This is a genomic window from Sphaerisporangium krabiense, assembly GCF_014200435.1.
In the GTDB taxonomy this organism is placed as follows: Bacteria; Actinomycetota; Actinomycetes; order Streptosporangiales; family Streptosporangiaceae; genus Sphaerisporangium; species Sphaerisporangium krabiense.
Genome location: NZ_JACHBR010000001.1, coordinates 5,724,843 through 5,738,204 on the forward strand (window position 1 = coordinate 5,724,843; position 13,362 = coordinate 5,738,204).

Consider the following 13,362-nt stretch of genomic DNA (forward strand, 5'->3'; position numbering starts at 1 on the left):
AAGAGGCCCACTCTTGTCTGCCGCTGCCGGTTCTACTGGGCCGCCGGCGGGCTGGGCCCGGCCTCGGCCGTTCTTCCGGCGGCTCCGGGTGATATTCCCTCCGGCTCTCGCCCCGGGCTCGCACCGTCCCCGGGTCGCTCCTGCGAGGTGGGCTCGGAGGTACTCGTCCCATCAACGCCTTGCAAACTAAAACGATATCCCACCCGGGCGAGAGGACCGACACGTTTATGAGGCTCGCGATCAGAGTACGGCCGGGCTCGGCGCGCGAGGGCGTCGGCGGGGCGTACGGTGACCAGGCCGTCGTGGTGCGGGTGAACGCCCGCGCGGTCGACGGCAGGGCCACCGAGGCGGCCCTGCGCGCGGTGGCCGCGGCCTTCGGCGTGCGCCGTGCGGACGTCCTCCTGGTAAGCGGAGCGACAAGCAGGGATAAGGTCGTGGAGATCCTCGGCAACGACCAGGAATTGACCGAAAGGGCCAGGGCGTTACGGATGGCGTAAACGGTCGGCGCGTCGTTTGTTCTTCCGAAATGGCCGACCTATGCTTCCCGCACTGTTCATCTGGTCCATCGGCGAGGAGACCTTCATGGCGGGCATGACGCGGGCGGCCAAGACCGCCACAGAGACGGGCGGCGACGCCGCCTGGACCACCCAGGAGCTGGCCGAGGTCAAGCACCGCCTCCAGGGGGAGATCGAGGAGCTCACCGCCGAGGTCGCCAAGGCCGAGTCGCAGATCGCTTCGGGGGACATCAGCGACAGCGCCGGGGACGACCAGGCGGACGCCGGCGCCAAGACCTATGAGCGGGAACGTGAGATCGCCCTTACCCTGAATGCGCGCGACCTCATCGCGCAGAACGAGCGGGCGGTCGCCCGCATAGACGCGGGAACCTACGGAGTGTGCGAATCGTGCCACAAGCCGATCGGCAAGGAACGCCTTCAGGCGTTCCCGAGGGCGACGCTGTGCGTGTCGTGCAAGCAGCGGGAGGAGCGCCGCTGAACGCGACGCCGGACGCCACGGGCCGCCCCCCCGGCGGCCAGGGGCCCGCGCGTGCCCGGCGCCTGGCGTGGCTCGCCGTCGTCGCGGTCGTCGTCTACGCCCTGGACCTGATCAGCAAGACCATCGTGGTCGCCGAGCTGGAGGGCGAGGAGCCGCTGCGCCTGATCGGCGATCTGCTGCAACTGCGCGTGATCCGCAACTCCGGGGCGGCGTTCAGCATCGGCGCCGGCACGGGCATGACGATCATCCTGACGGTCATCGCCGCGGGCGTGGTGGTCGCGATCCTGCGCACGGCCCGCCGGCTGCGCAGCCTCCCCTGGGCGATCACCCTCGGCCTGCTCCTCGGCGGCGCGCTCGGCAACCTGACCGACCGCGTCTTCCGCTACCCCGCCCCCTTCCAGGGGCACGTCGTCGACTGGATCGAGACGTTCCCCGGCCACTTCCCGGTCTTCAACGTCGCCGACTCCGGGATCGTCTGCGGCGGCATCCTCGCCGTGCTGCTCGCCTGGCGCGGGCACCAGCTCGACGGCACCCGCGCCGGAGACGAGCCCGCGGCGTCCGCCGGGTCCGCCGGGCAGGAGGGCGGCAAGCCCTCGGAGCGGGCCTCGGAGCGGGACGGTGAGGCCGGTGCCTGAGCAGCGGAGTCTCCCGGTGCCCGACGGGCTGGAGGGCGAGCGCCTCGACGCCGCGCTGGCCCGCCTGTTCGGCTTCTCGCGCACCCGCGCCGCCGAGCTGATCTCCGCGGGCGACGTCCAGGTCGACGGCGCGCCCGCCGCCAAGTCCGACCGCGTGCACGCCGGCGCGTGGCTCGACGTCGTGATCCCGCCGCCGCCCACCGCGCCCGCGCCCGTGGCCGAGCCGGTGCCCGGCATGCGCGTCCTCTACGAGGACGACGACATCGTGGTGATCGACAAGCCGATCGGCGTGGCCGCGCACCCGACCGTCGGGTGGACCGGCCCGACCGTGCTCGGCGGCCTGCTCGGCGCGGGCCACAAGGTCGCCACCAGCGGCGCCGCCGAGCGCCAGGGCATCGTTCACCGCCTGGACGCCAACACGACCGGCGTCATGGCGGTCGCCAAGAGCGAGGTCGCCTACTCGCGGCTGAAGCGGGCCTTCAAGGAGCGCACGGTCGACAAGCGCTACCACGCGCTGGTCCAGGGCCATCCGGACCCCCTGCGCGGCACCGTGGACGCCCCCATCGACCGCCACCCGGCCGGGGACGGCAGGTTCGCGGTCGTCGCGGGCGGCAAGCCGTCCGTCACCCACTACGACACGATCGAGGCGTTCCGCGCCGCCTCGCTGCTGGACATCAAGCTGGAGACCGGGCGCACCCACCAGATCCGAGTGCACATGGCCGCCACCCGGCACCCCTGCGTGGGGGACCTCGCCTACGGAGCCGACCCGACGCTCGCGGCGCGGCTCGGGGTGACCCGCCAGTGGCTGCACGCCGTGTCGCTGGGCTTCGAGCATCCCGTCGGCGGCGAGTGGGTCTCGTTCACCAGCGACTACCCCGCCGACCTGGCCCGCGCGCTGGAGATCGCGCGCGAGGAGTCCTGAGTCACACCTTCGTGGCGGGGTCGCCCTGCAGGACGGCGTGACCGTCGGTCTGGACGCCGTCGGTCGTCGCGTCGTCGCCGTTGCGGGCGCCCGGGTCGTCCTGGGCGCCTCCGGGGTCGTCCTGGGAGGAGTCCGGGCCGTCCGCCGGGGGCACGGTGTTGTTCTCGCCTTCCCCGTCGTTCTTCTTGCCGCCGTTGGAGCCCGTCGGCTTGGGGGAAGGGCTCGGCCGATCCTTCTTGTCCGGCTTGTCGGTCTTATCGGGCTTGCCGGACTTCTGCTCGGTGGGCTGCGGGGTGGAGCGGCTCGGCTGCGAGGACGGCGGCTCGTACCGCCGCGGCGTGGTGCCGCCGCCGGAGGAGCGCCTGGTCACCGGCTCGGCCGTGGAGGGCTCCGCGGTGGGCGTCACCGACACCGTCACCCGCACCGTGGGGGACACCGTGGGGGTCTGGGCGGTGTGCTGCGTGCGGGCCAGCACCCACGCCAGCCCGCCCGCGACCAGGCCCACCGACAGGATGAGCGAGGTCAGGCCCGCGACCGCCATGCCACGCCCTCCTGCGGGCCGCCGCGGCGGCACGGGGGAGGGCTGCGGGGCGGCGACGGGCGCGGCGACGGGGACGGGACCGCTGTTCTCCGGACGCCGGGGGGCCGGGACCGGCACGGCGGCGGGCGCGGTGGGCTCGGGCTGGAGGCCCTCGGCCACCATGCGCAGGCTCCGCTCGGCCTCCGCCGCCGTGAGCCTCTGCGCCGGGTCCTTGCGCAGCAGCCCGGCGAGGACCGGGGCCAGCGCGCCGGCCCGGCGCATCGGCGCGGGCGGATCGTGCATGACCGCGCCCAGCGTGGCCAAGGGGTTGCCGCGCTGGAAGGGCGAGCGGCCCTCCACCGCCACGTAGAGGGTGACGCCCAGCGACCACAGGTCGGAGGCCCGCGTCGCCTGCCCGCCCTCCGCGCGCTCCGGCGCCATGAACGCCGGCGTGCCGATGAGCGTGCCGGTCCGCGTCACCGGGGAGTCGTCGTCGAGCATCGCGATGCCGAAGTCCGTGAGCACCGCGCGGCCGTCCCGCTTGTCCAGCAGGACGTTGTCGGGCTTGACGTCACGGTGCAGCACCCCGGCCTTGTGGGCGGCGCGCAGCGCGCCGAGCAGCTCCAGGCCGATGCGGGCGACGCGGTCCGGCGGCAGCGGGCCCTGGTCGCGGACCACCGCGCCCAGGGTGTCCGAGGGCACGAACTGCATGACGATCCACGGGTGACCGTTCTCCTCGAAGACGTCGTACACGGTGGCGACGCCCGCGTGGCTCACCCGGCCCGCCGCGCGGGCCTCCCTGAAGGTGCGCGCGGTGAAGATCTCGCGCTCGGGGCCGGTGAGCTCCGGCGGCGCGATCAGTTCCTTGACGGCGATCTGGCGGCCGAGGATCTCGTCTCGGGCCAGCCAGACGGTGCCCATACCGCCGCGGCCGATGTGCTCCAGCAGACGGTACCTGCCTGCCACGACTCTGTCTGTGACCTGGGAGGATTCCGGCATACAGGCCGAGCTACCCGAAATGCCAAGGGGCATGCCCGCAAAATCAGGATGGTCGGAAACTAGTCGCAAACGTGTCAAAATAGGCAGACTCTGCTGCCCATCGCTTCTCGGCCGTGTGCAGGTAGACCGCGACCTGGCGGCCGTCGGCGTCGTAGAAGGCGCGGTCCTGGACGTGCGCCACGCCCGAGTCCATCCGCCAGGTGAACTCCCAGTCGGCCGCCTCCCGGCCCTTCATGGTGAGCGCGCGCAGCGCCAGCAGCCGGTAGCCGGGCAGCCTCTGCCGGCCCAGGGCCTGCCGTTCGACCGTCCGCAGCGCCGTCAGCGGGTCGTCCTCCCCCCAGGGGGTCAGATCGACCAGGAGGTAGCTCTGCGAGCCCTTCGGGCGGAACCAGACGCGGGTCGGCTCGCGGTCCACCGGACGCCAGCCCTTGGGCAGCGCGATGCGGAACCCCAGCGGGTCGGCATGGGTGCGCCAGCCGTCCGGCAGACCGGTCGCCGCGGGCGACGGCACCAGGGGGGTGGGCGGGTCCGTGGGCGACGGGCTAGCGGAGGCCGTCGGCGACGGTTCCCCCGTCGTCGGGGAGGGCAGTAAGGCCGAGGCGGTCCCGCGGTCGTCCTCGGAGACCGTGACGGTCACCCGCCCGTCGGTCAGCACGCCGTAGCCGAACCACCCGGCCGCGCCGAGGGCGACCAGCAGCGGCACGCCCACCAGCACCAGCACTCCCGGCCGCACCCGCCTGCGCCTGGGCGAACCGGCGCCGGACCCGTGGGGGCCGTACGCGCCGTGCGGGCCATAGGGGCCGTGGGAACCCTGCGGACCGTAGGGCCCCTGGGGTCCGGCCGGACCGTGCGGGCCGGGCGCCGCCCACGGGATCACGGGCTCCGAGGTCGCCGCGGGCCGCCGCGACCCCTCGGCCGGGCCCGTCGCGGCGGGATCGCCCGCGGCCACCCCGCCCAGCGCCTCGGCGGCCCAGGCGGCGGGCGCGCGCAGGGCGGGGTCCTTGCGCAGCAGGCCCTCCAGCACCGGGGCCAGCGGCCCGGCGCGCCGCGGCGGGTCGGGCTCGTCGTTCAGCACCGCCGCCATCGTCGGCACGGGCGCGCCCCGGTCGAACGGCGGACGGCCCTCCACCGCCGCGTACAGCGTCGCCCCGAGGGACCACAGGTCGGACTCCGGGACCGCGGGCAGGCCCCGCAGCCGCTCCGGCGGCAGGAACGCCGGCGTGCCCGACAGGCTCCCGGTCGTGGTCAGCGCCGTCTCCTGCGGCATCGTGGCGATGCCGAAATCGGTCAGCACGACCCGGCCCGCCTCGGTGATCAGCACGTTCTCCGGCTTGACGTCGCGGTGCAGCACCCCGGCGGCGTGCGCGGCCCGCAGCGCGCCGAGCACCTGGGCGCCGATCTCGGCCACCCGGCGCGGGGGCAGCGCCCCGTCCTCGCGCAGCACCTGGCCGAGCGAGCGCGACCGCACGAGCTGCATGACGATCCAGGGACGGCCGTCCTCCTCGATGACGTCGTGCACCACGATCACCGACGGGTGGTCCAGCCGCCCGGCCGCCCGCGCCTCGCGGACGGTCCGCAGGTTGAAGGCCGCGCGGTCCTGCTCGCTCGTCGCGTGGTGCAGGACCTCCTTCACCGCGACGGTGCGGTCCAGCAGTTCGTCGTGGGCGCGCCAGACCACGCCCATGCCGCCGCGGCCGATCTGCTCCAGCAGGCGGTACCTGCCGGCGATCCGGCGCTGCGTCTCCGCCGTCACCGCACCCCTCCCGTCGCCCGGCACTGATCGTCCCATATCCCGACACCGCCGGGCACGGGACCGGCGCCCGCGACCCGACGGAGTCGAGGCGGAGTCGGCGCGGTCTGAGACCCCGCGGGCCGCCCGGCGGCGTGCCCGCTACTTGCCGGGCTTGAAGGTCGCGGCGAGCTTCTCGAAGAGCTTCTTCCTCTTCTTCCAGTCCTTGTCCTGGGTCTTGTAGAGCAGCGCGTAGCCGTTGTTCTTGTCGGTGACGAAGCCGCGGTCGATCACGCGCGACCGGAACCGGCTGTCGCCGAAGGTGAACTCCCAGTCGGCCGCCGTCTTCCAGAAGCCCTTGACCTCCCGGATCGCGATCAGCCTGTAGCCCGGGAAGTTGCCGCTCATGCCCGGCACGTCCCGCCGCCAGGTCTTCAGCGCGTCGGACTCGGGGTTGGAGGTGTGGTGCACCTCCAGGTAGGTGTGCGCGTCCCCGCGGAAGCGGATCTCGCCGTTGCCGCTGCCGTCCACGCGCCAGCCCTTCGGCAGCGCGAGGGAGAACCCGCCGTGCTTGTGCTTGCGCCAGCCCTCCGGGACGTCCCCCGGGCCGATCTCGTCCGGCTTCGGGGTGGACGACGGCTTGGGCTTCTCGCTCGGCGACGCCGACGGGGACGGCGGCGGCGAGGAGGAGGCCTGCGTGGGCGAGGCGCCCGCAGAGGACGTCGTGACCGGGGGGGTGGCGTTCTTGCCGGACTCCGACGGGTCGGGGCTCTCGGACGCCTCGCGCAGGCCGAGCCACAGGGCGACGCCCGCGACGATCAGCACGACCGGGAGGGTGACCAGGACGATGCGCGCCACCGGGAGCGGACGCCTCGGCGGGCCGTCGTCCCCGTCCTGCCGGGCGGGGGCGCTCTGCCAGAGACCCGAGAACGCCGACGACTCCCCGGACCGCACGGCCGTGGCCGGTCCCTGGGCGTCCTCGGCCGCGGGCCTGTCGGTGCCCGTGTCCCCGTACGGACGCCTGCGCGTGTCGGGACGGGTCTCGCCCACGGACCGTCCGCCGGGCCGGGGCACGCGCGTCGGCCGCAGGGCCTCCCGCGACTCCGCGCCGTACGGGGCCGGGTCCCCGCCCTGGCCGGGGACCTCGGGCGTGACCGGCTGAACGGGAGCGGCGACCGCCCCGGTGACCGGCGCGGAACCCGGGGAGGGCCGGGCCTCCTCGAAGGACGGCGCGGCGTCCTCGGGCGCGGCCGGCGCGGCGTCCTCGGAGGCGGCGTCGGCCTGGGGAGCGGCCCCCGCGGCCAGGCCCGCAGCGGCCTTGGCGGGCCTCGCCGGTTCGGCGGACGGCTTGGACGGGGCGGGGCGCGGGGCCTGCTCGGAGCCGGCGGACGGCGCATCGCCGTCACCCGCGCCGCGGACGCCCTTTCCGCCCGCCGCGTCCGCCTTCGAGGAGGCCGGGGGAGCCTCGGCGGGCGCCTGTGCGGCATTGGGGGCGGCCTCGGCGGGGGCGGCCTTCCCGGACCGGCCGGGCGCCTGACGGAGCGCGCGCATGCGGTCCAGCCCCCCCGCGTCCTGCTCGCCGGCGGGCGCGGCGTCGTCCCCCGCGCCCTCCTGCGGGGGGAGCGGCGGCGGAGGGACGTCCTGCCGGGGACGCCGGCGCGGCGGGCTGGTCTCGGGCACGGGCCGCGGCGTGGCGGGCATCGTCCGCATGCTCGACGTCGGCGCGGCGGAACGGTCCTCGGCGATGGCGCGCAGCAGGCGCTCGGCCTGGTCGGCCGTGAGGCGGCGCTCGGGGTTCTTCTCCAGCAGCCCGAGCAGCACGGGGCCGAGCCGTCCGGCGCGCGGCGCGGGCTCGGGCTCGTCGGTCAGCACGGCGTGCATGGTCGCCATCGCCATGCCCTTGTCGTGGGGCGGGCGGCCCTCGACGGCGGCGTACAGCGTGGCGCCGAGCGACCACAGGTCCGACTCGCGCTGGGCCGGGTACCCGCGCAGGCGCTCGGGCGCGATGAAGGCGGGCGTGCCGACGAGCCCGGTGCGGGTCATCGTCGTGTCGGTCTCCATGCGGGCGATGCCGAAGTCGGTCAGCACCACGCGGCCGTCATCGGTGAGCAGGACGTTCTCGGGCTTGACGTCGCGGTGCAGCACCCCGGCGGCGTGCGCGGTGCGCAGGGCCTCCATGACCTGCAGCCCGATCTCGGCCACCATGCGGACCGGCAGCGGCCCGTCCTCGCGCAGCACCTGGCCGAGCGAGCGGCTCTCGATGAGCTGCATGACGATCCAGGGACGGCCGCCCTCCTCGATGACGTCGTGCACCACGACGACGTTCGGATGGCTGAGGCGGCCGGCGGCGCGGGCCTCGCGCAAGGTGCGGCGGTTGAGCTCGGCCACCTCGTCGTCGTCCGGGTCTCCGGGGTAGCGGACCTCCTTCACCGCCACGGCCCGGTCCAGAAGTTCGTCGTGGGCGCGCCAGACCACGCCCATGCCGCCACGGCCGATCGGCTCCTCAAGCTGGTAGCGTCCGGCCACGCGGCGTCCCTGGCGCCGCCCACCCGGCCGTGCTTCCGACATCACCCGCCGCTACCCCCTTTCAGGCGAGTGAATCGTCCCATAGCGGTGCGCACGTGCAAACGCGGCTCCGGCGGAAGAGTCCGATATGTGAGAAAGAGTGTCCACCTGGTGGCCAGGTCCTGATAACCTCGGAGCCGTGACTAGCTGTTTCATGTTTACCAGGCCGGTTCCGGGAGGGGCCGGTCGCCGAGGCATGATCTAGCGACCATTTCCGGAGCCGGCACAGGCGGAGACGATGGCGTCTCTGCCTTTCGTCATTTCAGACCCCGCCGGCTCGCGGTCAGCGCGCGGCCGGCGCCCAGCGAGGGAGCCGACATGTCATCGACCGGGCAGCCGGGCAGGCGCGTGGTACGCATCGGAAGCCTCACCGTGGGGGACGGCCCCGCGGTGGTGCTCGGAGGAGCGCAGGGGACGGGCCCCGGCCCCGACGGCCTGCGGCTGAGCCTCGCGCGCGTCACCCCGGGCGACCGTCCCGCCGTGCTGGCCAAGGCCCGCGCCTCGTGGGAGGGCCCGCTGCTCGCCGAGCCCGCGGAGCCGGGCGACCTGGCCGCCGTGGCCGAGCACGCCGACGCCGTGGTGGTCGGGACGGAATGGACCGAGGACGCCGCGCGGCTGCGGGCCGCCGCGGGCCTGGGCCTTCCCATGATCGTGCGCCGTGCCCCGGGGGCCTCCCTGGCGGCGTGGCTGGAGGTCGCCGGCCGCTGCGCCGGGGCGCCCGGCGTGGTGCTGTGCGAGGACACCGGCCAGGGGGTGGACCTGGGGCTCGCGCGGGCGGCGCGCGAGCGCGGCGGCCTGCCGGTCCTGGCGTCGGCCGGGGACGGCGCGGGGCTCGCCGCCGCGGCGGTCGCGGCCGGGGCGGACGGGCTCTGGCTGGCCGAGGACGCTCCCGCCGGCCAGGTCGCGGCGGCCCGCGAGGCCGTCACCGTGGTCGGCGCGCTCCTGCGGGACGAGCGTCCCGCCACCGTCGCGGCGGCCCGGGACGCGATCGACAGGACGGACGCGGCGCTGGCGGTGCTCCTCGAGCGGCGGGCCGCGCTGGCGGGCGTCGTCCAGCGCCTCAAGCCGGTGGGAGGGTTCGCCGGTCGCGACCCCGAGCGGGAGCGCCGGATCGTCGCCGCGATGGCCCGGCGCGCGCCGCGCCTGGGCGAGCGGCGGCTCGCGCCGATCATGAAAGCGGTGATCGAAAGCGGCCTCCACCTCGCCGAAGAGCTCAAGGAGACGCCAGGGGACAATGACGGGGAGCACGCGCCCGGCCCGGGGGCGGCGGCCGCGGGACGCCGGCATCACGATTGAGACTGCTGCGGCCCGTGTGCTCCGGGAGACCGCCGCGACGGCGTAGGCTCTGATCCGCCGCACCGGATCGAGGGGAGAGGGACGGCCGCATGGCTGATTCGTTTGTGCATCTGCACGTCCACACCGAGTACTCCATGCTGGACGGAGCGGCCCGGCTGAAGCAGATGTTCAAACAGGTCGGCGATCTCGGCATGCCCGCCATCGCGATCACCGACCACGGCAACATGCACGGCGCCTACGACTTCTACAGGCAGGCGACGGCGGCCGAGATCAAGCCCATCATCGGCATCGAGGCCTACGTCGCCCCCGAGTCGCGGTTCAACAAGAAGCCCGTCGTGTGGGGCGAGCCGCACCAGAAGAGCGACGACGTCTCGGCCGGTGGCTACTACACCCACATGACCATCTGGGCGCGCAACGCCACCGGCCTCGGCAACCTGATGAAGCTCTCCTCGCGCGCCTACACCGAGGGCTTCGTCCGCAAGTGGGCCCGCATGGACGCCGAGCTGCTCGCCGAGCACTCCGACGGCCTCATGGCCACCACCGGCTGCCCCTCCGGCGAGGTCCAGACCCGGCTGCGCCTCGGCCAGTACGACCAGGCCCTCGCCGCCGCCGCCCGCTACCAGGAGCTGTTCGGCAAGGAGAACTACTTCCTGGAGATCATGGACCACGGCCTCGACATCGAGCGCCGCGTCCGCGACGGCCTCACCCGCATCTCCAGGGAACTCGCCATCCCGCCGCTGGTGACCAACGACTCGCACTACACCTACGAGTCGGACTCCACCTCCCACGACGCCCTGCTGTGCATCCAGACCGGCAAGCAGCTCTCCGACCCCGACCGCTTCCGCTTCGACGGCAGCGGCTACTACGTCAAGACCGCCGACGAGATGCGCGCGGTCGACTCCTCCGACCTGTGGGCCGAGGGCTGCCGCAACACGCTGCTCGTCGCCGAGCGCGTGGACCCCGAGGGCATGTTCGGTTTCAAGAACCTCATGCCCACCTTCCCGGTGCCCGAGGGCCACACCGAGGAGAGCTGGTTCCGCGAGGAGATCGCCCGCGGCATGGGCCGCCGCTTCCCCGAGGGCGTCGACGAGGTCCACCAGCGCCAGATCGAGTACGAGATGGACGTCATCCTCCAGATGGGGTTCCCCTCGTACTTCCTCGTGGTCGCCGACTTCATCATGTGGGCCAAGAACAACGGCATCCGCGTCGGCCCCGGCCGAGGCTCCGCGGCGGGCTCGCTGGCGGCGTACGCGCTCGGCATCACCGACCTCGACCCCCTCCCGCACGGCCTGATCTTCGAGCGGTTCCTCAACCCCGACCGCGTCTCCATGCCCGACGTCGACATCGACTTCGACGAACGTCGCCGGGCCGACGTCATCCGCTACGTCACCGAGAAGTACGGCGCCGACAAGGTCGCCATGATCGCCACCTTCGGCACCATCAAGGCGAAAGCGGCCATCAAGGACGCCGCCCGCGTCCTCGGCTACCCCTACGCCCTCGGCGACAAGGTGTCCAAGGCGTTCCCGCCCGCCGTGATGGGCAAGGACATCCCGCTCTCCGGCATCTTCGACAACGACCACCCCCGGTACAACGAGGCCGGCGAGCTGCGCAAGCTCTACGAGGAGGACGTCGACGTCAAGGCGGCCGTCGACCTCGGCAGGGGTCTGGAGGGCCTGATCCGGCAGACCGGCGTGCACGCCGCCGGCGTCATCATGTCGGCCGAGGTCCTCACCGACTACATCCCGATCATGCGCCGCGACTCCGACGGCGCGATCATCACGCAGTTCGACTACCCGACCTGCGAGACGCTCGGCCTGCTGAAGATGGACTTCCTGGGCCTGCGCAACCTCACGATCATCGACGACTGCCTGAAGATGATCGAGGGCAACACCGACAGCATGATCGACCTGCTCAAGCTGCCGCTGGACGATCCGAAGACCTACGAACTGCTCGGCCGGGGCGACACGCTCGGAGTGTTCCAGCTCGACGGCGGCGGCATGCGCTCGCTGCTGCGCCTCATGAAGCCCGACAACTTCGAGGACATCTCCGCCGTCGGCGCCCTCTACCGTCCCGGCCCCATGGGCGCCAACTCCCACACCAACTACGCGCTGCGCAAGAACGGCCAGCAGGAGATCACCCCGATCCACGAGGAGTTCCGCGAGTCGCTGGCCGAGATCCTCGGCACCACCTACGGCCTGATCGTCTACCAGGAGCAGGTCATGGCCATCGCGCAGAAGGTCGCCGGGTTCTCGCTCGGCAAAGCGGACCTGCTGCGCCGCGCGATGGGCAAGAAGAAGAAGGCCGAGCTGGACAAGCAGTTCGAGTCCTTCGAGAAGGGCATGAAGGACAACGGCTACTCGGCCGCGGCGATCAAGACGTTGTGGGACATCCTTCTCCCGTTCTCCGACTACGCCTTCAACAAGGCCCACAGCGCCGCCTACGGCCTCGTCTCGTACTGGACGGCGTACCTCAAGGCCAACTACCCGGCCGAGTACATGGCCGCCCTGCTCACCTCCGTCAAGGACGACAAGGACAAGTCGGCCCTCTACCTCAACGAGTGCCGTCGCATGGGCATCAAGGTGCTCCCCCCGGACGTCAACGACTCCGACTTCGACTTCACCCCGCGCGGCAGCGACATCCGCTTCGGCCTGTCGGCGATCCGCAACGTCGGCGGCAACGTCGTGGACGGCATCATCACCGCCCGCAAGCAGAAGAGCCGCTTCGCCGACTTCAAGGACTTCCTGCGCAAGGTGCCCGCGCTGGTCTGCAACAAGCGCGTCATCGAGTCCCTGATCAAGGCCGGCGCGTTCGACTCCCTCGGCCACCAGCGCAAGGGCCTGGTCATGGTGCACGAGCAGGCCGTCGACGCCATCATCGACATCAAGAAGAACGAGGCCATCGGGCAGGACTCCCTGTTCGGTGCCATCGACGGCGCCGAGGACCAGACCTTCGACGTGCAGATCCCGCCCGGCGAGTGGGACAAGTCCACGCTGCTGGTCTTCGAGCGCGAGATGCTCGGCCTGTACGTCTCCGACCACCCGCTGTTCGGCGTGGAGCACATCCTGTCCGCCGGGGCCGACTGCTCCATCGCCGCCCTGCAGGACGACCAGCGCCCGGACGGCCAGGTCGTCACGGTCGGCGGCATCCTCACCGGCCTCCAGCGCAAGGTCACCAAGAAGGGCGACACCTGGGTGCTCACCACCCTGGAGGACCTCGAAGGCGCCATCGAGGTGATGATCTTCCCCTCGGCCTACCAGCTCTGCTCCACCGTCCTCGCCGAGGACGCCATCGTCTTCGTCAAGGGACGCCTCGACAAGCGCGAGGACGTCGCCAAGGTCGTCGCCATGGAGGTCACCGCCCCCGACCTCACCCAGGAGGCCGGCGGCCCCCTCGTCGTCAGCCTCGCCCTCACCCGCTGCACCCCCCCGGTGATCGGCCGCCTCAAGGAGGTCCTCACCACCCACCGCGGCACCACCGAGGTCCACCTCCAGCTCCACAACGGCCCCAAGACCACGATCATGCGCCTGGACGACCGCCTCCGCGTGGCCCCCTCCCCCTCCCTCATGGGCGACCTGAAACAACTCCTGGGCCCCACCTGCCTGGGCGCCTGACCTGTTGAGCACCGAAGCGCCCGCGAAACCTCGCGGGCGCGAGTCGAGGTCGGCGCGCGACGGCTCGTACTCGTCATGGACACGAGCGTCCT

At 73.0% G+C, this 13,362-nt stretch carries 9 protein-coding genes; 6 read left to right on the forward strand and 3 right to left on the reverse strand.

The window, feature by feature from the left end:
• The first annotated feature begins 227 nt into the window (after nt 1-227).
• From BJ981_RS25080 to BJ981_RS25095, 4 genes are all read left to right on the forward strand, one after another.
• Nucleotides 228-497: a DUF167 domain-containing protein gene (locus BJ981_RS25080; protein WP_184614320.1), complete on the forward strand. Its 270-nt coding sequence runs from the start codon at nt 228-230 to the stop codon at nt 495-497.
• A 94-nt stretch (nt 498-591) separates the two neighbouring features.
• Nucleotides 592-993 (forward strand): TraR/DksA family transcriptional regulator, encoded by a 402-nt coding sequence (locus BJ981_RS25085; RefSeq protein ID WP_184616395.1) that lies wholly within the window; start codon nt 592-594, stop codon nt 991-993.
• The gene (lspA, locus tag BJ981_RS25090) at nt 966-1,628 is read left to right on the forward strand and encodes a signal peptidase II (protein WP_239139763.1); all 663 of its coding nucleotides are present in this window, start codon (nt 966-968) and stop codon (nt 1,626-1,628) included. Before BJ981_RS25085 ends, lspA begins: the two co-directional genes overlap by 28 nt.
• The gene (locus BJ981_RS25095; RefSeq protein ID WP_184614324.1) at nt 1,621-2,550 is read left to right on the forward strand and encodes an RluA family pseudouridine synthase; all 930 of its coding nucleotides are present in this window, start codon (nt 1,621-1,623) and stop codon (nt 2,548-2,550) included. Before lspA ends, BJ981_RS25095 begins: the two co-directional genes overlap by 8 nt.
• Nucleotide 2,551: 1 nt before the next feature.
• Here BJ981_RS25095 and BJ981_RS37565 read toward each other — a convergent pair whose 3' ends face one another.
• The 3 genes from BJ981_RS37565 to BJ981_RS39365 form a co-directional block, all read right to left on the reverse strand.
• Nucleotides 2,552-4,036: a serine/threonine-protein kinase gene (locus BJ981_RS37565; protein ID WP_204070739.1), complete on the reverse strand. Its 1,485-nt coding sequence runs from the start codon at nt 4,034-4,036 to the stop codon at nt 2,552-2,554.
• Nucleotides 4,037-4,112: 76 nt separating this feature from the next.
• The gene (locus BJ981_RS25105; protein WP_184614326.1) at nt 4,113-5,822 is read right to left on the reverse strand and encodes a serine/threonine-protein kinase; all 1,710 of its coding nucleotides are present in this window, start codon (nt 5,820-5,822) and stop codon (nt 4,113-4,115) included.
• Between the two features lie 138 nt (nt 5,823-5,960).
• Nucleotides 5,961-8,324 carry a serine/threonine-protein kinase gene (locus tag BJ981_RS39365; protein ID WP_184614328.1) on the reverse strand — a complete coding sequence of 788 codons (2,364 nt, stop codon included), beginning with the start codon at nt 8,322-8,324 and terminating at the stop codon, nt 5,961-5,963.
• A 966-nt stretch (nt 8,325-9,290) separates the two neighbouring features.
• Between BJ981_RS39365 and BJ981_RS38495 the strand changes: the two genes are divergently transcribed.
• Entirely contained in the window at nt 9,291-9,659 is a 369-nt protein-coding gene (locus BJ981_RS38495) for a chorismate mutase (protein ID WP_239139767.1), read from the forward strand.
• Between the two features lie 89 nt (nt 9,660-9,748).
• Nucleotides 9,749-13,270: a DNA polymerase III subunit alpha gene (dnaE, locus tag BJ981_RS25120; protein ID WP_184614332.1), complete on the forward strand. Its 3,522-nt coding sequence runs from the start codon at nt 9,749-9,751 to the stop codon at nt 13,268-13,270.
• Nucleotides 13,271-13,362 lie beyond the last annotated feature (92 nt).

Bases quoted from the DNA above. Each gene is read 5' to 3' on its own strand.
- BJ981_RS25080 (WP_184614320.1), top strand. From the start codon at position 228: ATGAGGCTCGCGATCAGAGTACGGCCGGGCTCGGCGCGCGAGGGCGTC.
- BJ981_RS25085 (WP_184616395.1), top strand. From the start codon at position 592: ATGACGCGGGCGGCCAAGACCGCCACAGAGACGGGCGGCGACGCCGCC.
- dnaE (WP_184614332.1), top strand. From the start codon at position 9,749: ATGGCTGATTCGTTTGTGCATCTGCACGTCCACACCGAGTACTCCATG.